Source organism: Halomonas sp. OfavH-34-E (assembly GCF_024124525.1).
Lineage (GTDB): Bacteria > Pseudomonadota > Gammaproteobacteria > Pseudomonadales > Halomonadaceae > Halomonas > Halomonas litopenaei.
On record NZ_JAMXRY010000060.1, the window covers coordinates 1 to 20473 of the forward strand.

At 66.2% G+C, this 20473-nt stretch carries 22 protein-coding genes and 1 pseudogene; 17 read left to right on the plus strand and 6 right to left on the minus strand.

Going from position 1 to position 20473, the window contains the following annotated elements; all coding sequences use genetic code 11:
• Together NH448_RS20070 and rmuC are read left to right on the plus strand one after the other, a co-directional pair.
• Positions 1–572: pseudogene (locus NH448_RS20070) on the plus strand (M20/M25/M40 family metallo-hydrolase); the annotation flags it as partial.
• Positions 573–584: 12 nt separating this feature from the next.
• Positions 585–2027, plus strand: coding sequence for a DNA recombination protein RmuC (gene rmuC, locus NH448_RS20075; protein ID WP_253029302.1), 1443 nt, complete (start codon positions 585–587; stop codon positions 2025–2027).
• A 78-nt stretch (positions 2028–2105) separates the two neighbouring features.
• On the opposite strand, the gene NH448_RS20080 is transcribed toward rmuC, so the two are convergent.
• Together NH448_RS20080 and NH448_RS20085 are read right to left on the minus strand one after the other, a co-directional pair.
• Positions 2106–2579 (minus strand): Dps family protein, encoded by a 474-nt coding sequence (locus NH448_RS20080; RefSeq protein WP_108131144.1) that lies wholly within the window; start codon positions 2577–2579, stop codon positions 2106–2108.
• Positions 2580–2761: 182 nt separating this feature from the next.
• A complete protein-coding gene (locus NH448_RS20085; protein ID WP_253029303.1) occupies positions 2762–3898 on the minus strand; it encodes a glycerate kinase in 1137 nt (378 codons plus the stop codon).
• Between the two features lie 212 nt (positions 3899–4110).
• Between NH448_RS20085 and NH448_RS20090 the strand changes: the two genes are divergently transcribed.
• From NH448_RS20090 to NH448_RS20105, 4 genes are read left to right on the plus strand one after another with little or no spacing between them, the layout of a single operon-like run.
• Complete coding sequence (locus tag NH448_RS20090) at positions 4111–4644, plus strand: hypothetical protein (RefSeq protein WP_108195008.1); 534 nt, start codon at positions 4111–4113, stop codon at positions 4642–4644.
• Between the two features lie 20 nt (positions 4645–4664).
• Entirely contained in the window at positions 4665–5045 is a 381-nt protein-coding gene (locus tag NH448_RS20095; protein WP_253029304.1) for a hypothetical protein, read from the plus strand.
• A 59-nt stretch (positions 5046–5104) separates the two neighbouring features.
• Positions 5105–5749: a DUF1007 family protein gene (locus NH448_RS20100; RefSeq protein WP_253029305.1), complete on the plus strand. Its 645-nt coding sequence runs from the start codon at positions 5105–5107 to the stop codon at positions 5747–5749.
• Complete coding sequence (locus NH448_RS20105; protein ID WP_253029306.1) at positions 5743–6768, plus strand: sodium:proton antiporter; 1026 nt, start codon at positions 5743–5745, stop codon at positions 6766–6768. The genes NH448_RS20100 and NH448_RS20105 overlap by 7 nt, the downstream gene beginning before the upstream one ends.
• 97 nt (positions 6769–6865) lie before the next feature.
• Here NH448_RS20105 and NH448_RS20110 read toward each other — a convergent pair whose 3' ends face one another.
• Positions 6866–7291: an HIT domain-containing protein gene (locus tag NH448_RS20110; protein WP_045991397.1), complete on the minus strand. Its 426-nt coding sequence runs from the start codon at positions 7289–7291 to the stop codon at positions 6866–6868.
• Between the two features lie 91 nt (positions 7292–7382).
• Here NH448_RS20110 and NH448_RS20115 point away from each other — a divergent pair, with 91 nt between their 5' ends.
• The 3 genes from NH448_RS20115 to NH448_RS20125 all read left to right on the plus strand — a co-directional run bounded on the left by NH448_RS20115 (position 7383) and on the right by NH448_RS20125 (position 9133).
• Positions 7383–8129 carry a sulfite exporter TauE/SafE family protein gene (locus NH448_RS20115; protein WP_045991398.1) on the plus strand — a complete coding sequence of 249 codons (747 nt, stop codon included), beginning with the start codon at positions 7383–7385 and terminating at the stop codon, positions 8127–8129.
• A 201-nt stretch (positions 8130–8330) separates the two neighbouring features.
• Positions 8331–8462: an entericidin A/B family lipoprotein gene (locus NH448_RS20120; RefSeq protein ID WP_045991399.1), complete on the plus strand. Its 132-nt coding sequence runs from the start codon at positions 8331–8333 to the stop codon at positions 8460–8462.
• Positions 8463–8818: 356 nt separating this feature from the next.
• Positions 8819–9133, plus strand: coding sequence for an I78 family peptidase inhibitor (locus tag NH448_RS20125; RefSeq protein ID WP_045991400.1), 315 nt, complete (start codon positions 8819–8821; stop codon positions 9131–9133).
• Positions 9134–9279: 146 nt separating this feature from the next.
• Here NH448_RS20125 and NH448_RS20130 read toward each other — a convergent pair whose 3' ends face one another.
• The 3 genes from NH448_RS20130 to NH448_RS20140 all read right to left on the minus strand — a co-directional run bounded on the left by NH448_RS20130 (position 9280) and on the right by NH448_RS20140 (position 12755).
• Positions 9280–9783, minus strand: coding sequence for an acyl-CoA thioesterase (locus NH448_RS20130; protein ID WP_253029307.1), 504 nt, complete (start codon positions 9781–9783; stop codon positions 9280–9282).
• 169 nt (positions 9784–9952) lie between these two features.
• Entirely contained in the window at positions 9953–11260 is a 1308-nt protein-coding gene (locus NH448_RS20135) for a TIGR00366 family protein (protein WP_045991402.1), read from the minus strand.
• 151 nt (positions 11261–11411) lie between these two features.
• On the minus strand, positions 11412–12755 hold the full coding sequence (locus NH448_RS20140; protein ID WP_231498423.1) for an MATE family efflux transporter: 1344 nt from the start codon (positions 12753–12755) through the stop codon (positions 11412–11414).
• Positions 12756–13194: 439 nt separating this feature from the next.
• Here NH448_RS20140 and NH448_RS20145 point away from each other — a divergent pair, with 439 nt between their 5' ends.
• The 8 genes from NH448_RS20145 (at position 13195) to NH448_RS20180 (ending at position 20346) form a co-directional block, all read left to right on the plus strand.
• The gene (locus NH448_RS20145) at positions 13195–13434 is read left to right on the plus strand and encodes a Flp family type IVb pilin (protein ID WP_253029308.1); all 240 of its coding nucleotides are present in this window, start codon (positions 13195–13197) and stop codon (positions 13432–13434) included.
• 123 nt (positions 13435–13557) lie between these two features.
• Complete coding sequence (cpaB, locus tag NH448_RS20150) at positions 13558–14451, plus strand: Flp pilus assembly protein CpaB (protein WP_253029309.1); 894 nt, start codon at positions 13558–13560, stop codon at positions 14449–14451.
• Between the two features lie 205 nt (positions 14452–14656).
• Positions 14657–15976 (plus strand): type II and III secretion system protein family protein, encoded by a 1320-nt coding sequence (locus NH448_RS20155; protein WP_181248582.1) that lies wholly within the window; start codon positions 14657–14659, stop codon positions 15974–15976.
• A gap of 43 nt (positions 15977–16019) precedes the next feature.
• Positions 16020–17300 (plus strand): CpaF family protein, encoded by a 1281-nt coding sequence (locus NH448_RS20160; protein WP_052704231.1) that lies wholly within the window; start codon positions 16020–16022, stop codon positions 17298–17300.
• Positions 17297–18175: a type II secretion system F family protein gene (locus NH448_RS20165; protein ID WP_108448446.1), complete on the plus strand. Its 879-nt coding sequence runs from the start codon at positions 17297–17299 to the stop codon at positions 18173–18175. The genes NH448_RS20160 and NH448_RS20165 overlap by 4 nt, the downstream gene beginning before the upstream one ends.
• Before the next feature lie 44 nt (positions 18176–18219).
• Positions 18220–19098 (plus strand): type II secretion system F family protein, encoded by an 879-nt coding sequence (locus NH448_RS20170; protein ID WP_045991405.1) that lies wholly within the window; start codon positions 18220–18222, stop codon positions 19096–19098.
• 22 nt (positions 19099–19120) lie between these two features.
• Positions 19121–19930 carry a tetratricopeptide repeat protein gene (locus NH448_RS20175; RefSeq protein WP_253029310.1) on the plus strand — a complete coding sequence of 270 codons (810 nt, stop codon included), beginning with the start codon at positions 19121–19123 and terminating at the stop codon, positions 19928–19930.
• Positions 19927–20346, plus strand: a complete 420-nt coding sequence (locus NH448_RS20180; RefSeq protein ID WP_083970208.1) for a DUF3613 domain-containing protein — start codon at positions 19927–19929, stop codon at positions 20344–20346. The genes NH448_RS20175 and NH448_RS20180 overlap by 4 nt, the downstream gene beginning before the upstream one ends.
• The last annotated feature ends 127 nt before the right edge of the window (positions 20347–20473 follow it).

The window sequence follows — 20473 nt, forward strand, 5'->3', positions numbered from 1 at the left end:
GGCTGCCCCTGGAGCCCTGCGCCACGCCGCGAGAGGAAGCGCTGACCCGCCACGCCAGCCGCCTGCTGGTGGCGGCGTTGCATGCCGCGCCCTGCGGTGTCGAGCGCATGAGCGTCGAGGTGCCAGGCGTGGTCGAGACCTCCAACAACCTGGGCGTGGTCAGCCTCGAGAACGGCCGCTTTCACCTGTGCGCCCTGGTGCGTTCACTGCGCGACAGCGCCACCATGGATCTGGCCGAGCGCTTCACCGCGCTGTTCGAGCTGATCGGTGCCCGCACCCGGGTCGAGAACGGCTACCCCGGCTGGACGCCTCAGCCCGACAGCGACCTGCTCAAGCGCTTCTGTGAGCTGCATCGTCAGCGCCTGGCGGTGGACCCGGAGATCAAGGTCATCCACGCCGGGCTCGAGTGCGGGATTCTCGGCGGCAAGTACCCCGAGCTTCAGATGATTTCCTTCGGCCCCCTGATTCGCGGCGCCCACTCGCCGGACGAGCGCGTCGAGATCGCTTCGGTGGAGGAATTCTACGGCCTGCTCAAGGCGCTGATCGGCGACCTGGCCGAGGGCACCCGCTGATATGAGGCTGAGATGAGTCCGGCCCTCGAGTCACTGTTCGCCCAGCCCCTGGCGCCGGCTCTTGCCGGAGTCTCGCTGCTGGCGATTGCGTTGCTGGCGCTGGCCTGGCGAGGGTATCGACAGGGGCCGCGGCGTGAACAGGCCCTGGCAGCAGAGCTCGAGACGACCAAGGCTCAGCTCGAGCAGCGGCGCGAGGTCGCACGCCAGCTCGAGCAGGAGCTGGCCATCAGCGATGCCCAGCTCGACGCCAGCCGAGAGCAGCTCGAGACCCAGCGGGGCGAGCTCGGCGTCGCCCGTCAGCAGCTCGCCGATGTGCGTGAGCACAACGCCCGCCTGGAGACCGAGCGCGAGCAGATGGCGGCGCGTCATCGCGAGCAGATGGCGCTGGTGGAATCCTCCCGGGAGCAGCTCAAGCAGGAATTTCATCGGCTCGCAGGCCAGGTCTTCGACGAGCGCCAGCAGGCCTACCAGACCCAGAGCCGCGAGGGACTCGAGTCGCTGCTCAAGCCGTTTCGCGAGCAGGTGGACCAGTTCCGCCAGCGGGTCGAGGACCTGACCGGACAGCACAGCCGCGAGGCGGTATCGCTCAAGGCCCAGATCGAGCAGCTGGCGGGTCTCAACGCCCGCCTCGGCGAGGAGGCGGCGGGGCTTGCCCGGGCGCTCAAGGGCGACCAGAAGGCCCAGGGCGGCTGGGGCGAGTTGATGCTGGAGACCGTGCTGGAACGCAGCGGCCTGCGGCGCGACATCGAGTACCGCCGCGAGGTGTCGATGAACGGCGAGCAGGGACGCCAGCGTCCCGACGCCATCATCTACCTGCCCGAGGATCGCCACCTGATCGTCGACGCCAAGGTCTCCCTGACCGCCTGGACCCGGGTGGTCAACGCCGACGACGAGACCGAGCGCGAAAGCGCCATGAGCGCTCACCTGACCTCGCTGCGCAGCCATATCCGCGGGCTCGCCGCCAAGGACTACCCGGCCCTGCCGGGGCTGCATTCGCCGGACTTCGTGTTCCTGTTCGTACCGGTGGAGCCGGCCTTCGCCGCGGCCTTCGAGCGTGATCCCTCGCTGTTCCAGGAAGCCTTCGACCGCCAGGTGGTGGTGGTCACCCCGACCACCCTGCTGGCCAGTCTGCGGACCGTGGCGGGACTCTGGAGCATGGAGCGCCAGAACGAGAACGCCCGGGTCATCGTGTCCCGGGCAGAGCGCCTGCTGGCCAAGTTCTCTGGATTCGTCGACAGCCTCGACGACGTCGGCAAGCACCTGGAGCGCGCCAGCGCCAGTCATCACCAGGCGATGAACCGGCTGTCCCAGGGCCAGGGCAGCCTGGTCGCTCAGGCGCTCGAGCTCGAACGCCTCGGCGCGCGGATGAAAAAGCCGCTGCCGGAGGAGCTCAAAAGGGCGGCTCAGTCGCCGGCGACGCTGGGCAACGATGGTCAGGCCGTCGACGACGCCTGAAGTGACCCTCGTAAACGACGACGCCCCGCTCAAGCCGAGCGGGGCGTCTTCCTTTGCACTGCGTGGGTCGCCAGGGGGTCAGCCCAGGTAGGCGCCCAGCATCCACACGGTCTTTTCCTGCTCGCGGATGTAGTCTCCGACCTGGGAGGCGGTGCCTTCATCGTCGGCGTCAGAGGCCACGGACAGGATCTCGCGCTGCAGTTCGATCAGCCGCTGGTAGCCTTCCAGCACGCCGCGCACGCAGGCTTCGCCGTCATGCACGTCCTTGGCCTCGGTGATGCGCGACAGCGAGATATAGTCGCTATAGGCGTGAACCGGCTTGTGTCCGAGGGTCAGGATGCGCTCGGCGACCTCGTCCACCTTGGCCAGCAGGTCGGTGTAGAACTCCTCGAATTTTTCGTGGAGTTCGAAGAAGTTCGAGCCCTTCACGTTCCAGTGATAGCCACGAACGTTCATGTAGAAGATCTGGTAGTTGGCCAGGAGCTCGTTGAGCTTTTCGGCCAGATCGCTGGCGCTGCCTGAATGCAGGCCGATGGCGTTAGTGTCGCTCATGCAATACCTCCTTGATCGCTGTGTTCCAGTCTATCCCTAAGGGAGGGCGTTGGAGAGTGAATCTCTTCCATCGCCACGATAGCGTCCATTGATGACGCCTGCCTATGACGTAGGGATGACATAGGGACGACGAAGGCCGCTTTCAAGGGCAGCCCTGTCACCTCGGTAGGCCGGGCCTCCCTTCAACGGCCGATGGCCTGGAGCGTGCGAATCAGGTTCTCGCTTCGATCGGCGAGCAGCTCGGCGCAGCGTTCCAGCGCCTCGTCCAGTGCCATCGGGCCGTCGGCCAGGGCGAAGGCGGCGCTGACGCCCTCGTCCAGCGCCGCCTGCCAGCCTGGTGCCATACGACCGGCCAGCACGATCACCGGCACCCCCTTGGCGCGGGCCGCCCGCGAAATGCCGATCGGGGTCTTGCCCGACAGGCTCTGGCCATCGAGCTGACCCTCGCCGGTAATCACCAGATCCGCTCGTGCCAGGCGTTCGTCCATGCCGGCCTGTTCCATGATCATCTCGATACCTGGGCGAAGCTCGCCGCCAAGGAAGGCAGCGACGGCAAAGCCCATGCCTCCGGCCGCGCCCGTGCCGGGGGCGTCGCGCAGGTCCTCGCCGAGGCACTCGGCGGCCTTGTCGGCCCAGTGCGCCAGGGCGGCGTCCAGGCGCGCTACATCGGCTTCGCTGGCACCCTTCTGGGGACCGAATACCGCGCTGGCGCCGCGCTCGCCCAGCAGCGGATTGTCCACGTCCACCGCCGCCTCCACCCTGACGTCGGCCAGGCGCGAATCGAGCCCCGACAGATCCACCCGTGCCAGTCCCTCGAGTCCCGCCCCGGTGGGGGGAATCGGCTGGTCGTCGGCGTCGAGCAGACGGGCGCCCAGGGCCACCAGCATGCCGGCGCCCCCGTCGTTGGTGGCGCTGCCGCCCAGGGTGATCAACAGGCGTTCGGCGCCAGCGTCCAGGGCGGCCAGGATCAGCTCGCCGACGCCGTGGGTGGTGCTGTCCAGCGCGGTGCGCTCTGACGAGCTCAGCGCCTGCAGGCCGCTGGCCTCGGCCAGCTCGATATAGCCGGTGCGGGACTCTGGGTGCCAACCCCAGGCGGCCTCGGCGGGGCGCCCCAGGGCGTCCTGTACCCTGACGCTGCGTTTTTCGGCCCCGGTGGCGCCGAGCAGGGCGTCGAGGCTGCCCTCGCCACCATCGGCCATGGGGCACTCGTCGATGGTGATGTCCGGGTCGGCGCGGCGGGCCCCCTCGGCAATGGCGCGGGCGGCGTCGCTGGCGGGCAGGGCATCCTTGTAACTGTCGGGGCAGATCAACAGGTTCATGGTCGGTCCTCTGGTGAAAAGGTGGGCGCACGCCTGAGGGGCGACAGGCGGATCGCCGCTGGGCCCGAGGTTCGGCTGGGCGAGCGTTTGCCCGTGGCTCGGGACAGCGTAGACTCTTGACAGTATTTCACGCCCCTGGCTGGGAGGTCCTGATGCAAATGTACAAAAATTTGCCCGATAGAGGCCGCAACATTTGGGCGAAATGCTCATCAGTGGCGGTGCTGGGCCTGTTGCCCTGGCTAAGCGCCTGTCAGAGCACGCCTCAGCAGATGCCGGTGGCGGAACCCGCTCCCTCGTCCGGGTGTCAATGGCCGGTGGTAGCCGGCTCGGTATCCCTGGCCGATGTGGTCACGGTGCTGGAAGGCCGCGACTTCCTGGTGCGTGATACCGATACCGCACTCGGGGTGGTCAGCGCCGAGAAGACCGAGCGCACCACCTACCATAACGCCGACGCCGTGCGCCCACGCCTGGGCGGCTTCGTGCTGGGTGGCAGCGGTGGCCACGTCGGCGCCGGCGTAGGGGTCGGCTTTGGCTCCTGGGGCTGGGGTACCAACGACGATGCGACCCGGGTCGAGCGGGTCTCGGTGGCGCTGGATGGCCAGGACGTCCGTCTGACGCGGGATATTCGCCTGTTTGACTGGACCGGCCAGCTACGTGAGTCGCGCACCGCCAGTGACGCCGACTTCTGTGCATCGGTGCGTCAGCAACTGGCGTCGGTGGCATCCAGCAGCGGGGGTGTGCAATGACGCGAAGGTGGACATCAGTATTGGGAAAGGCCCCCGGAAAGAGACTGCTGAGCCTGTCCGTGGTGCTGATGGCCGTCGGGCTGTCGGGCTGCGCCGGCTCATCATCGATGGCCGAGCCGCCGCGCCAGATGCTGGTCGCGGTGGCGCCCGGGCCGGCCCTGAACGAAACCCTGGCGATGCTGATGGAGCAGGGCTACGTCGTCACCCAGGCCGACGGCGAACTGGGGCGTATCGATGCCTCTTTGGCACGTCCGCCGGGCTATCGCCTCGAGGCGCGGGTCGAGCCTGCCGGCGCCTCCGGTGCCAGCGTCTCGCTGCAAGGCTACCGTAGCGGGCGGCGCCTGCCGCCTGCGGTGGTGGAACCCCTGTTTGTCGAACTACAAGGAAGACTCGCCCGTTGATCTATCTCTCGCGTGCTGTGGCCGGATTTCAGGCCGCTTTGGACTTGCATCGCCGCGCCGTGGCGGCATTTCTTCTGTCTCTCGCGCTGGGCGCCGGCCTGTGGCTGGCGCCCGCCACACCGGCGATGGCGCACCCCCATAGCTGGGTGGATCTGTCGGTGACGCTCGAGACCGACGACCAGGGGCGGGTCACCGCCCTGCGCCAGGTATGGCGCCTGGATCCCTTCTACAGCCTGGTGCTGCTCGAGGAGGCTCGCGCCGCCGAGGACGGCCAGGACGCCGCGCTGGATCGGCTGGGGGGCGACATGCTGGTCAATCTTGCGCCCCGGGACTTCTTTACCGAGGCCGAGGTCGACGGCCAGGCGCTGGCCTTCGCAGCGGTCAGCGAAGCCACAGTGATGGCCCGTGACGAGCGCGTGGTGCTGCACTTTCGGCTGCCGCTGGCCGAGCCTCAGGACCTTGCCGGCAGTACCCTGGAATATCGCGTCTTCGATCCCTCCTACTACGTCGAGGTGGTGCACGAAGCCGACGACGAGGGGCCTCTGGCCCAGGCGTTGAGCGTGCCGGATGCCTGTCAGGCGTCGATCATCGTCGCCGACCCCGATCCCGAGAAGGTCATGGCGGCGGCCCAGCTCGATGTCGACGATAGCGCCCCCCAGGGGCTCGGTCGCTTCTTTGCCGAGACGGGGCGGGTGTCATGCTGAGCAGGCAACGCCCCTGGCTGCAGCTGGTTCTTGCACTGGGCGTGGTGGCGGTGCTCATCCTGGCGCTCGAGGCCAGCGGAGCGCTGGACGCCCTCGGACACTGGGTCATCGCCATGCAGGCCGACCTGCACCGCCGCTTGACCCAGGCGGTAACGCTGCTCGACCGGACGCCTTCCTCCGACGCCTGGCTGACCTTGATCGGCCTGAGCCTGTTCTACGGTGTCTTCCATGCCGCCGGGCCAGGCCACGGCAAGGCCGTGATCAGTGCCTACCTGGTCTCCCAGGGCGGAGCCTGGCGGCGGGCCCTGGCGCTGTCGGTGGCGGCCGCCCTGCTGCAGGGTGCGGTGGCCATCGTGCTGATCCTGGCGCTGGTGCAGGGACTTGGCTGGCTGACCCGGGAGGCCCTGGGCAGCGTGGTCTGGGTCGAGCGACTGAGCTTTGCGCTGGTCGCGCTGCTGGGCCTGTGGCTGAGTGCACGGGCGCTTGGACGACTGCTCAAGATCGCGCGATCCTCCCCGGCGGACCTGGCGCCTTCTCATGATGGCCACCATGGCCCTCATGAACCGCACCGCCACCACCAACACCACGGTCACCACGACTGCTGCTCAGGCCATCATCATGTCTCGCCCCACGGGCCGCGTCGGGAGGCCTGGCTTGCGGTGCTGGCGATCGGCGCAAGACCCTGCTCCGGGGCGGTGCTGCTGATGGGGGTGACCAGCCTGCTCGGCCAGCCCTGGATGGGGGTGGCTGCGGTACTGGCGATGTCGCTGGGTACCGCCTTGACGGTATCGACGCTGGGGCTTGCCAGCGTGTTGGCGCGGGACTGGGTCGCCGCTCGTGCCGCACGGACCTCCGCCGCTCGTGGTCGAGTGATGGCGCGGCTGGGCGCGCTGGTGGCGCTGACCGGGGGGCTGTTGATCGCCGGGCTCGGGATCCTGCTGATGTCTCAGGTCGGCGCCAGCGACCCCAGCCTGCCACTGATGTCCCCCGGAGGGCGACCAGGGGGACTGGGAGCCTGAGCCAGGCCGCTTCGACCTGGCTTTCGCGATGGGACCTGGGCTGTAGTCCGCTATCTGGCGGCCCGGGGCACTGCCCCGAGCTTGATCACCGTCTCGTTCAACCCTTGAAGGACAGCCCGCCTGCCAGCGCCAGGATACGGTCCTTGGTGGCGGCAAGGCTGTCCTTGTCGTAGGGCGTCGCCTGGCCCTGACCCCACACCGGGCCAGGCCAGGCGGGGTCGCCCTGGTGGCGAACGATGACGTGGATGTGCAGTTGCGCGACCATATTGCCGAGGCTGGCGATATTGAGCTTGTCGCCGCTGGCATAGGCCTTCAACGCCTTGCCGATGCGGGTGGCCTCTCGCCATAGCTGCTGCTGGTCCTGTTCGGACAGATCGTACACCTCGCTCACCTCGGCGCGGCGCGGGATCAGCACCAGCCAGGGATAGCGGGCGTCGTCCATCAGCCGCAGCTGACACAGTGGCAGTTCGGTGATGGGGTAGCTGTCCGCGACGAGGCGCGGATCGACGACGAAGTCGCTCATGCAAGGCCTCCAGGATGGTGTCCAGCGCCTAGGGTACATCAGAGCGGGTGGGCAGGGTGACAACGCAGATGATTCGAACAGAGGACGACAGATGACGCCAGTCGAGGGAGTGGCCCTGCTGCTTGCGGGTATCGTGGCAGGTTTTATCAATGTGCTGGCGGCCGGGGGCTCGATGCTGACCCTGCCGCTGTTGATGTTTCTGGGCCTGCCGCCGCAGGTGGCCAACGGTACCAACCGGGTGTCGATCACCCTGCAGAGCGTGTCGGCGGTGGCCAACTTCTTCCGCGCCGGTGCCCGTCATATCCGTCTCAGCCTGCGCCTGTCGGTGCCCGCGGTACTGGGCTCGATGCTGGGGGTGTGGCTGGCGCTCAGGGTCAGCGACGCCCTGTTCGAAACCATTTTGATGGTGGTGATGGTGGCCGCGGCGATCATCATGCTGTTGCCCCAGCCGAAGCTCGACACCCGCCCGCTGACCGTCGAGCGACTGACCCCTGGGGTCTATCTGGCGATGTTTGTCATCGGGCTCTATGGCGGCTTTCTGCAGGTGGGTGTCGGCATCCTGTTCATGATCGTGCTCTATCGCATGCTCAAGATCGATCTTGGCCAGGTCAACGCCTTCAAGGTACTGATCATCCTGGTCTACACCCTGCCGGCGCTGGCCATCTTCCTGTGGCACGACCAGGTGCGCTGGAGCTACGGCCTGGTGCTGGCTGCCGGCAGCATGACCGGGGCCTGGCTGGCGGTGAAGGTCAACATGAGTTCCCGTGGGGCCATGGTGGTCAAGTGGCTGACGGTGGCGGTGATTGGCGTGATCATCCTCAAGCTGGCGCTGTCGTGAGGGGCTTGGCACCGAAGTGAAGAGGCTTGGCACTGACGTGAAGGGGCTTCGTAGTAGCCGGACGGCGTCTGGCGTTGTGCCGTGTGGCGGATTACCTCGTCCGAGCGTTGGCTGGGAGGCTAGCGATGGGCGGTGATCGTGCTAGATTGTCAGAGGATGATGTATTTCGCTTACCTGCCTGGCTGCAAGGAGATAGGAACCATGAAAAGGATGCTGTCGTTGATTCTGGTATCAGTATTCACCCTGGCGCTGTTGAACGGCTGCAACACCGTTCGTGGGGTGGGCGAGGATATCGAGAAGGGTGGAGAGGCGATCCAGAAAAGCTCCAGCTAGCCAGAAAGGCTCGGTCTAGCCGGAAACGTTCCCGCTAGACCGAGCCAGGAAACGTAGGGGCAGCGAGAAGAACCACGGCGGTGAGCCGCCTCGTCGTCGCTGTTCTCCCCATGGGTGCTCTTTGTCGCCGTGCCTCTGCTGACTCGCGCTATCTGTTTCTCCGTCGGAACTTTCCCGCCATTGCTGTCTCCAACAGGTTCCATGTTCGTCGTCCCGACCGCCAGGTCTGTCAGTTGGCAACGAGTTGACCACGGCCTGTCCGTCAGGCGCAGCGTCGTGATAGGTTTTGAGGCGCGCTGCAGCGATACGAGGCTGGCGGGCGCTTGCACAAGGATTTCTGGCACTGGAGGCCATCGATGAAACCACTTCTTCCCCTGCTGCTGGTCGCGGCTCTGGCCGGCTGCTCGTCGTCGTCCGGCGGATCCGGCGAACCGGCACCGCTGCCGCCGGAGCGCGCTCCCATGGCCGAGGCCTGCGACGCCGAGGCGGTGCAGGGCCTGGTCGGCCAGAGCTACGACGCCAGCTTCGATGAACGGCTCAAGGCCGAGAGCGGGGCCAAGACGGTGCGGGTGCTGCGTCCCGGCGGGGTTGCCACCATGGACCTGCGGCTGGATCGCCTCAACGTGCGCCTGGATGATGCCGATGTCATCCGTGAGCTGGCCTGCGGCTGAGCGTCACGCTGCCCGCCCGGCAATCGACAAGGCCGCCCTTCGGGGCGGCCTTGTTGTGTGGACTGGTTGTGTGGACTTGTTGTGTGGACTTGTTGTGTGGACTTGTTGTGTGAAGACGTATCGAGCTGTCGGGGGATGGCACGCCTTCAGCGCTCGCCCAGTTCCTGGTTCGTTCGCATCTCTTCCTCTTCGGCCTGCTTGCGCAACTTCTTGCGCAACGCGGCTTTTTCGTAGCGCAGCTTGCGGATTGACGTGTCCAGGGTCAGCGGAGGCACCGAGGCCGGGCGGCCGTCGGGGTCCACCGCCACCATGGTCAGGTAGCAGCTGTTGGTGTGGCGAATGACCTTCTGGCGGATGTCCTCCGCCACCACCTTGATGCCGATCTCCATGGAAGAGCGGCCCACATGGTTGACGCTGGCCAGAAAGGTCACCAGCTCGCCCACGTGGATCGGTTGCTTGAAGCGCACCTGGTCCACCGACAGGGTCACCACATAATGGCCTGAGTAGCGACTGGCGCAGGCGTAGGCGACCTCGTCGAGCTTCTTGAGGATGGCGCCACCGTGTACCTTGCCACTGAAATTGGCCATGTCGGGGGTCATCAGTACGGTCATGGTCAATTCGTGCTGACCCGGTAGGCTTTGCTCTGCCATCGAAGTTTCCTCGGAATACGGTGCGCGGGGGGGCTGTTGGCGTCTGTCTGGCGCTCCACCACAGCATAACGCCTTGCCCCCCGCCAAGGGGACAAGGCGCTCGTTGAAAGTCAGTTGTCGCCTCGGCTGTACAGGCCGCCAGGCACCCGGCTGACGCTCCGGGAGGCCTCTACAGCCAGGTCAGGCAGACCGAGATGATGATACCGGTGACGAACAACTGGATCAGGCAGAAGCCCATGATGTCCTTGGCCTTTAGCCCGGCGATGCCAAGTACCGGCAGCGCCCAGAAGGGCTGCAGCAGGTTGGTCCAGGCGTCACCCCAGGCCACGGCCATGGCCGCACGGGGAATATCTACGCCAAGCGCCTGGGCGGCAGGAATGACCACCGGGGCCTGAACCGCCCACTGGCCGCCGCCGGAGGGCACGAACATATTGACGATGCCGGCGCTGAGGAAGGTCCAGAACGGCAGGCTGGTCTCGGTGGCAAAGGAGATCATCGCCTCGGACATGGTCTCGGCCAGTCCCGACTGGATCATGATGGCCATGATGCCGGCGTAGAAGGGGAACTGGATGACGATGCCGGCGCCACCCTTGATGCCCTCGTGCAGGCTGTTGAGCAGGCTCTGGGGGGTGCGGTGGAGGATGATGGCCAGGAACAGGAACATGAAGTTGACCACGTTCAGGTTCAGACCGCCGCCGCCGACGAAGTAGCTGATCAGATAGATCAGACCCGGTACGCCTACCAGCAGCGCCAGAGTCATGCTGTTCTCGAGGCGCTCGGCCGGGCGGGTGATGCGTACCCGACGGTCCTCGTCATCTCCCAGCAGCGCCGGATCGACGTAGACGCTTTCCTTTTCGCCGGGCAGCATCAGCCGGTTGACCAGCGGCACCGCGATGAAAAGAGCTAGCACGATCAACAGGTTGAAGTAGGAGAAGATCGTCTCGCTGGTGCCGATCACGCCGATCTGCTCCACCGAGAAGTGGCCATCGGTGGCGATGGTCAGCGGCACCGAGCCGGCAAGACCACCGTGCCAGACCACGAAGCCGGAGTAGGCGCTGGCCACCAGCAGGCGATAGTCCACCCGAATGACCCGGGCCAGCTCCTTGGCGAACAGGGCGCCGACCACCAGGCCGAAGCCCCAGTTGATCCAGCTGGCCGCCAGCGACACCAGGGTCACCAGCAGGATGGCGGCGCCGGCATTGTTGGCAAGGCCTGCCAGGCTCTGCAGCAGTCGCTTGACCGGCGGTGAGCTTGCCAGCATGAAGCCGGTGACCAGCACCAGCAGCATCTGCATGGAGAAGCTCAGCAGGTTCCAGAAGCCGTCACCCCAGTAGGTGAGCACGGCCATGGGCGACTGGCGTTCGATGGCGATGGCTGCTGCGGCGGCGATGATCGTCAGCAACAGGACGAAGATGTAGGGATCTGGCAGATAGCGTTCCACCAGTTTCACGGCGGGTCGTGACAATGCTCTCAGCATGGCGTGTATCGCTTCTTCTGGTTGTGAAAGAGGGCCTTCCCGGGCCACTGGGAGTCAACGGTGCCGCAGCAGGCGCCCGTGAGTCAAAACCACCTGTAAGGCAGATAACGTCTCGGCACATTCACCATCGGTGATCTTCGGCCGTCGCTCCTCAGGCGGTGTCACGCCAGCGCGTGCTGCGATAGCGAAGATAGTAGGTCACAAGTACCGCCGAGCGCACTGCGGTAAAGGTCGTAAAGGCCAGCCACAGGCCGTGGTTGCCGAGCCCCTGGGTCAGCCACCACAGCGGCAGATAGACCGCCAGGCCGATGAAGATGGAGTTGCGCATTTCGGCAATCGCGGTGGCGCCGATGAAGACCCCATCGAGCAGGTAGCTCCACACCGCGATCAGCGGCATGGCGACCATCCAGGGCAGAAACTGGGCCGCCGTGGCGCGCACCTCCGGCAGGCCGGTAAGCAGCGCGATCAGGGCGTTGCCGCCTAGCGCGAAGGCGAGGCTTGCCAGGGCCGCGGTGGCCAGCGAGCACAACGCCGCCGCGCGCACCGAGAGAGCGAAGTCATCGAAACGACGGCGACCAATGGCGTGACCGGTAAGGGCCTCGGCGGCGTTGGCGAAGCCGTCCAGGCCGTAGGAGGTCAGCATGATGAACTGCAGCAGCACCGCGTTGGCGGCCAGCACGGTGTCCCCCTGGGACGCCCCCTGGGCGGTAAAGAAGGCCTGGGCGAACAGCAGGCCAAGGGTGCGCACGAACAGGTTGGCGTTGACCGAGAACAGCTCCCGGTAGGCGCCAATGGTCAACAGTCGCGCCCGCTCGAAATGTCCACCCAGTCGGCCCAGGCGTCGACGGCACAGCCACAGCCCCAGGGCGGCGGTGGTGTAGTCGGCGATTACCGTGGCCCAGGCCACGCCGTCGCTGGTCATGTCGAGCCCCACCACGAACAGCACATCGAGCACGATATTGACGCCGTTGTTGGTCAGCAGCAGCAACAGCGTCACTCGACTGTTCTGCTGGCCGAGGAACCAGCCGAGGATGGCGTAGTTGGCCAGCACCGCTGGCGCCGACAGCAGACGAATGGCGGCATAGCTCTCGGCGAGCCCGGTAGCCTCGGGGCTTCCATCCAGTAGCCATAGCCCCAGCGCGATCAGCGGGTCACCCAGCAGGATCAGCGCAAGTCCGATCCCTCCTGCCAACAGCAACGACTGCCCCAGCAGATGGCGCACCTGATCGTCGCGCTCGCGTCCCAGCGCCTGGGAGGTCAGGCCGGTGGTCCCCATGCGCAGAAAGCCAAACCCCCAGTAGAGGAAGCCGAACAGGGTCGCGCCCAGCGTCACTCCGGCCAGGTAGCGTGAGTCGGGCAGGTGGCCGACCACGGCGGTGTCGACGAGGCCCAGCAGCGGCACCGTGATATTGGACAGGATGATCGGCCAGGCCAGGCCGGCGATGCGCGGCAGGCGTTCGAGGGTGGACGAGAAGGTGCTGGTGGAGGTCGACACGATGAAAGGCCTGTTCGGCTGAAGGCAAGGGCGCAACGGGACGGCGGCGAGGTGGGCAAGTGTCCGGTGATGGGGGAAGGGGGTCAAGGCCATGACCCCAAGGCGACGGCCTCAAGGTAATGCCGTCGCCAGGCATGGCGGTCGCGTTGCGGGAAGTGGTTGCTCAGGGCAGGGCCATGTCTGGAGTTGAAATGTCCGATATATCATTCAAGTGTCATCTCGTGTGATGAAACAATCTGTATCTCCTGTTAATCAATAGATACGTTTGGTTTCATTCTAGAGGATGACAAAAATAGTCAGGATGACTACTAATAAAGAGAGGTCGATATTAATAAAAAAGGATTAATAAAAGGCAGGAGGTATAAGAAGAAAACAGGAATCACTCGCGAAAAGCTGACGATATACAAAGAAAAAAACGATTTTACGCAGGAGTGTCAAAATGAAAGTATTCCAGCGCTTTTCCCGGGGCGAGGCGGCCCCTGTGCGCAATATTTCCACCCTGAATCACCCCCGCTACCGTGGACAGCGCGGTGCTACCGCTATCGAGTATGGCGTTATCGTGGCTCTTATAGCCGCCGCGCTTTTTCTGGTTTTCGGTGGCGGTGAAGCAGGGACACTGACAACACTTCTGGACGGCCTTCTGGATGACGTCAAAAGCGCACTTACTACCGAGGGTTGAGATGGTTTTTTAAATAATGACCTTCTTTTCGATTGGCTTCGGGTAAGTTGCGTAAGTGGTGGAGACTAGCTGATGGCAAGTTCCGGCGAAAAAGAAGGCCTTAGTCCACGTGTCTTGAGAGCAATGGCAGCAATCCTGGTGATTGTTGCCCTAGGGCTGGCAATTGTTGGCTGGAATCTAGGTTCCAAAGGGGAACCGTCTAAAGGCGCTAACGTCGCGCCAGAGACCATTTCCCCCGAACCTCTGGGCCATCCGGTTCTGGTGGCGGCCAGGGACCTGGCAGCGGGGGAGCGTCCTGCCGATCTCGAAGACGCGTTGCGCCTGGCCTACTTCCCCGAGCCGCCTGCAAGCACCTTCTCTGCTCTCGATCAGTTGCCCGACACGCGCCTGGCACGTCCTCTGGCGGAAGGCGACGTGCTGCGTGAAAGCGGCTTTGTCGGTGGCAGCGCTCTGGCCGAGGTGGTGCCTCCGGGCTTTCGCGCGGTGGGGGTCGGCATCGATGCAGTGATCGGGGGCGGAGGTTTCGTCGCCCCGGGGGATCGAGTCGACGTGCTCTATTTTGCCGAGGCTCAGGGGGAAGGTGGCGAGCGACATCGCCTGGCACGACGACTGTTTGCCGACGTGTCGGTGCTGGGGGTCGGTGAGCGACTGGTGGGTGTCGACGGTGACGACGAAAAGGGGGGAGAGCGCACCGCGGTGCTGGCGATGCCCGAGACCGAGACCGCCCGGTTGCTGCTGGCCGAGACCACCGGGCGGCTGCGCCTGGCGGTGGTGGGCAGCGAGGAGGCCGCCGGCTTTGGCGAGGGGATCGATGATCTGCGCATGATGGCAGGCGGCGCCAGCTTCCTGCCGGTATCCCTGGGTCAGAGCCTCAGTGAGCCGGGCCAGACCGTCAGCTTCGAGGAGTTGACCGGTGTCGAGCGACCGGCAGCGAAAAGTGCTCCCGCGCCGCCACAGACCGGCTATCGGGTAGTGCAGCACGTCGGCGCCAGTCGTAGCGTGGTCACCCTGCCGTGACGGCGGTGGAAGAAGCAGGCAGACAACCATAACGAGAGGCCGGTAGTCGCCGAGGGAAAGGCGAGATACCGCGCCCGCGCAGGGAACAGGAAGGACCATGACGCGAGACAATGAGATCGTCCCACGCAGATCGGGGCGCGGGGGTACGTGCGCCGGAACGCCGGTTAGCCGGCTGGCGAACGCGGCCCCTTCGGCACCGAGCCTGATGTTCGGCCTTGGGCGCAGCCTGGTGCTTGGCCTTGTATTCGGTCTGGCACTTATGCTGGCCGGTGTCACGGCAAGCAACGGCCAGGCGCTGGCGCAACAGCCGCCGCTGACCCTGGCGGTCGGCGATCAGGAGTGGCTGGGCCAGCCCGGCCGTATCACCCGCACGGCGGTGGGGCGGGGCGACGTGGTCGAGGCCCAGGTTCTGGACCCGCGTTCGCTGCTGGTCACCGCGGTGGGGCCGGGCAGCACCACCCTCAGGGTGTGGACGGCGGGGGCGAGCCAGCCCCGCGAGACGCTCATTCAGGTACGTCCCGCCGGCGGCGAGGGGCTCGAAGGCGAGTATTCGCTGGCCCCCCATTCTTCCAGCGCCGAGATCCGTGGCGTTACGAGGTCGCTGGAACGCCACGATCAAGCGGTGTCACGCTTCGCTACCCCTCCCATCGATGCCAGCCAGCAGCTAGGCCCTGTTCAGGTTCAGACAGATATCCGCGTCGTCGAGGTCAACCGCAGTCGCATGGCTTCGGCCGGCTTCTTCATCGGTCGCAACCAGGCCGGCTCCACCCGCTTCGCGCTGGGGCGCAGCGACGAGACCCTCGACTTCCTTTCTGGCGGTGCGGTGGCACCCAACGCCGGAGACGGAGGCTTCTCGATCATCCAGGTCAACACCAGCGGGGTGCTGTCGGCGATCAGTGCGCTGAGCGCCAACGGCTTCGCCTACACCCTGGCCGAACCCAGCCTGGTCAGCCTGTCGGGCCAGACCGCCAGCTTCCTGGCCGGTGGCGAGTTTCCCTTTCCGGTGCAAAGCGGCGATGACGAGATCAGCGTCGACTTCAAGGAGTTCGGTATTCGCCTGCAGCTGACGCCGACGGTGCTCGATGAGCGTCGGATCATGCTCAAGGTGGCGCCCGAGGTGTCCGAGCTCGACTTCTCCCGGGGCGTGCAGACCGCAGGAGTGGCGGTGCCGGCACTCAACGTGCGCAGGACCGACACCACCGTGCAGCTCGGCAACGGCGAGAGCTTCATCATCAGTGGCCTGGTCAGTCGCAACATCATCCAGAGCGTGGACAAGATTCCGGGGCTTGGCGATATCCCGGTGATCGGCAGCTTCTTTCGCTCCACCCGACTGGATCGCGACGAGAAGGAGCTGGTGATGATCGTGACCCCCCATCTGGTGCGGCCACTGGCTGCCGGCGTCGATCTGGGGCCGATGCCTGGGGAGGCTTTCGAGGACTATGACCCCAATTTTCTCGAGCTGATGTTCGATCCCCGTGATGCCCAGGAGATCCAGCGTGTCTCCGAGGTCGGCTTCAGTCCCTGAAGGTTGGCGTTCGACGGCTGGTGTTCGGCGATCAGGAGGATGCATGCACTTTCGTCAAAAGCGAGTCCAGGAAACTGAGCCCCAGTCCGCCCCGGTGGTGGGGCCTGGGCTGGTCAGCGAGTTGCACCAGCTGGTCATCGAGCGCCTCGAGGATGATTCGCGGGGACTGCTGGATGATCCGCTGCAGCTACGCCAGCGGGTGCGGGAGCTGATCGAGGAGACCCTCAGACTCAGGGGCTACGCGCGTTCCGACGAGTGTCTCGAGCGGCTGGTCGAAGGTGTCTGCCGCGAGCTCAACGGCTTTGGGCCGCTGGAGCCTCTGCTCGCCGATGACGGTATCTCGGACATCCTGATCAACGGCCATTCCCAGGTGTTTATCGAGCGCGGTGGTCGGCTCGAACCCTGCGCGGTCAACTTCCTCGACGACGACCATGTGCTGAGGGTGGTGCGACGCATGCTGGCCCCCCTGGGTAAACGGCTGGACGAGTCGAGCCCCATGGTCGACGCGCGACTGGCCGACGGCTCCCGGGTCAACGCCATCATCGCGCCGCTGTCGCTCAATGGCCCCAGCGTGTCGATTCGCAAGTTTCGCCGCGAGGCGCTGGGTGCCGATGACCTGGTGGCCATGGGCAGTGTGCCGCCCAACCTCATGACCTTTCTGCGCCGGGCGGTGGAAGAGCGCTGCAATGTGCTGATCAGCGGCGGCACCGGTGCTGGCAAGACCACCCTGCTCAACGTCTTGAGTGGGGCGATACCGGCCAGCCAGCGGGTGGTGACCATCGAGGACAGCGCCGAGCTGCAGCTCGCCAGCCATCACGTGGTACGCCTCGAGACCCGGGCGCCAAACATCGAAGGCGAAGGCGAAGTCGGCGCCAGCGCCTTGGTCAAGAACGCCCTGCGCATGCGTCCTGACCGGGTGCTGCTGGGGGAGAGCCGGGGCGACGAGGTGCTCGACATGCTGCAGGCCATGAATACCGGCCACCAGGGCTCCATGAGCACGGTGCACGCCAACTCCGCCGGCGACGCCGTGGTGCGCCTGGAAATGATGGTACGGATGTCACGCTTTCAGGGCACCGACGCCCTGGTACGCCAGATCATCACCACCGCCCTCGATCTGATCGTCCATGTGGAGCGGGGCAGCGACGGCAAGCGTCGGGTGGCCGAGGTGCTGCGAGTCGGTGGTCTCCAGCGCGGCGAAGTCCAGCTGGAGCCCTTGTACCGAGCCGGCGGTGGCGCGGTGCCCTCGCTGCAGCCACCGGGCGACGATGACTCACCGATCGGCTGGCGCCGACTGCTGAGCTCCCTGCAGGAGCCTTCGCCATGACGGTCTGGGGGATGTTTTCGCTGGTAGCCCTATGCCTGGGGGGCGCCGCCTGGCTGCTGCTGAAGAGCGCCAGTGCGCTTACAGAACGCGCCGCAGGTGGCACACGTACCGCCCGGCGGCGGCTGATGTCCCAGGATTCGTTGATGGAGTGGCTGGTGGAGCGACTCACCGCGGCGGGGCTGCCGGCCTCGCCGGCCGTCGTGGCGCTGTCGGGAGGCAGCCTGCTGGTGCTGGCGATGCTGCTGCTGTCGCGGCTGGGGGCGGTGTGGGGCCCCGCCATGGTGCTGGTCATGGTGCTGGCAGCCAACGCCCTGATTCGCTTCAGGGCGGCGAGGCTGCGACGCCGGGCGAGGCGCCAGCTTGGGCCCTTTCTTGGGCAGATCACGCGAGGGCTCAGCGCCGGTCAGGGCCTGGAAACCGCCTTCGAACAGGCCATCAAGCGCTCTCGACCGCCGTTGTCGGATGCCCTTTCCCGGGTAAAGCTGCGTCGCCAGCTGGGCCAGGAGCTGGACGAGGGCCTGGCCCGGGAGGGCCAGATACTCAGGCTCGACGAACTGCGGCTGCTGGCCACCGCGATACGCATCAATCAGCGTCACGGCGGCAGCCTTTCCGAGATGCTCGACGCCTTCGCCTCGGCCCTGCATCAACGCGAGCAAAGCAGCCGAGAACTCGCCGCCATGACCGGCGAGACCCGCGTCAGCGCCTGGGTGCTGGGACTGTCGCCGCTGGCGTTGACGCTGTTTATCCACTTCACCCAGCCGGAATTTCTGGCACCGATGCTCGAAAGCGCCGGCGGACGCCAGGCGTTGATGCTGGCGGTGGCGCTGCAGCTCGGCGGCGGCTGGCTGCTGTGGCGAATGCTCAAGTCGGTGTAAACCCGGGCGCGTCGCGACATGACGATAACGAACAGGAGGCGCGGATGTGGAACCTATGGTGGAGCGGGGCGGTGATGGCGTTGGCGCTGGCGGCGTCACTGCTGTTGATCAGCGCCCGCCGGCCGCTGGGCGCCGAGGGCGAGCGACGCCACGACGAATCCCGGCTGCTGCGCGAGGGGCGCGGCCTGTGGCGTAGTCGGTCCCGTCAGCAGGGTATGGCGGCGCGACTGTCGCTGCGCCTGCGCCAGTGCGGGCATGTCGGTGCCAAGGCGCAGCTTGCGGTGTTGCTGGCCTGGGGCGTGCTCGCTGTCGGTGCGGTGATGCTGGGGGGGCTTCTGGCGCTGGCCGGTGGCAGGCCACCGTTGGCGGTGGTCGCCATGGGCGCCGCCTGGGGAGGCTTCGCGCTCGGGCTCGGCTGGCTCGCCATGGAGCGCAAGCGGCGGCGGCGCATTCGACGACTCGATGAGGATATCGAGCTGGTGCTGCAGGTGACGCGGATGCTGTGGGACACCGGCATGACCCTGGAGAGCCTGCTCAACCGGCTGATCCAGCAGCTTGGTGCGACCACCCCGGACATGGTGCTGGAGCTTCGTGTCGTGGCCAATCGTATCGACAGCGGCCAGGACCGGGAACGGGTGCTGGAAGAGGCGGCCGCGGTGCAGGCCAGCGAAGGGGTCGAGCAGTTCTTTCTGCTGTTCGCCCAGATCGCCCGTACCGGCGGGCGAGCCAGGGACAGTCTGGCGACCCTGGTCGATCGCCTCGGGGCGCAGCGACGTACCCGGCTGCAACAGAAGGTAAGCCAGCTCTCCGGCACCATGTCGCTGGTCATGATGCTGTGCCTGTTTCCCGCCCTGCTGATCGTCATGGCAGGGCCTGCGCTGGTCAACCTGGGCGGCCTGATGGGGTCGCTCGGTGGACCATGACAACGGATCTCTGGAGGCGCCCATGCGCATGACAACAACGCTGAACAAGCGCACGCCATCACCGAAGATGCGTCGCCTGTGGCTGGTCACCGGTGTGGTGCTGATGACCGGATGCTCGAGTACACCGGATGGCCCGACGTCGATGGCGGCGCTGGGCGCGCTGTCACCGGACATCTCGCGGGCCGCCCCGAAGCAGAGCGTCGGCCCCTGCGGCCGACGCTACGACGCCGAGATCGGCGTCGAGCTGTCGCTGATCCAGCGCATGCTGGACGACGACAAGCCGCGCTCGGCCGCGGCCCATCTAGAGGCCGGCGACTATGGTCTACCGCTGGCCTGGCGGCTTGAGGGCGAGGCGCTACGCGCCGTCGGCGACACTGTCGCCAGCGACCGGGCCTACGAGGCCCTTCTGGGCACCTGCCTGGCCGCGGACGGCTATCGCGGGTTGGCCCGCAATGCCTTCAGCGAGGGACGGCGTGAGCAGGCGCTGGCGCTGATGCGCGAAGCCCGCCAGACACGGCCGATCGATCCACGCATTCGCAACGACCTGGGCTACCTGCTGATGCTGGCGGGGGACAATCGGGCCGCCGCCGAGGAGTTCCGCACCACGCTCGAGCTGGACCCGGGGCACGAGCAGGCCGCCGCCAATCTGGTGCTGGCGCTGAGCCGCAGCGGACAGCGGCAGCGTGCCGCCGACGCAGCCCGGCACTTCGGCGTGGATGCACGGCTGGTGGGCGTGCGCGATAGCGCGGCAGCCACAGAGCTCTCTGCATCGGGCTCGGCATCGCGGTCGGTATCGCGTCCGGGGGCGCAGGCCGAGAGTGAAGAGTCATGAAGCCTCGTCGATCCATCCATCCGTGCAAGGAGCGCCTGTCCATGCTGTCGAACCTGTTGTCGAAAAAGACCTTGCTCGAGCCGCGAACGCTGGTCACCGTCGCCCTTATCTGCCTGCTGGTCAGTCTGGCGCTGGTGTTCTGGCCCGACAGTGCCAGCGCGCAGCAGACAGGAACCGCGCAGACCAGCTCCCAGGCCGTTGCCTCGTCGCAGGTCGTGCGCCTGCCGGCCACCCGGGATCCCTTCGGCGAGCGTACCCGCACGCTGCTGGCCGTCCAGCGCGACGGGCGCCTGGCGTCACCCTCGCCCCAGGCGCTTTCGGGCAAGGTGCAAGGTCAGATCTACCAGCGCTATGTGGACAGCTTCGGCCACCCGATTCCTGAGCGCTATATCGAGACGGGCTTTGGCGAGGACTAGACGTGTCATGGCGCCATCGCCGCGGGTTGAGCCCTGGCCGAATCACATAACCGGAAAGGCCAGAACCGGCTGGCCGGTGGGCGATAGTGCTCAGGCGATTGGGCGAGCGAATGAGCGCAGGTGTGGC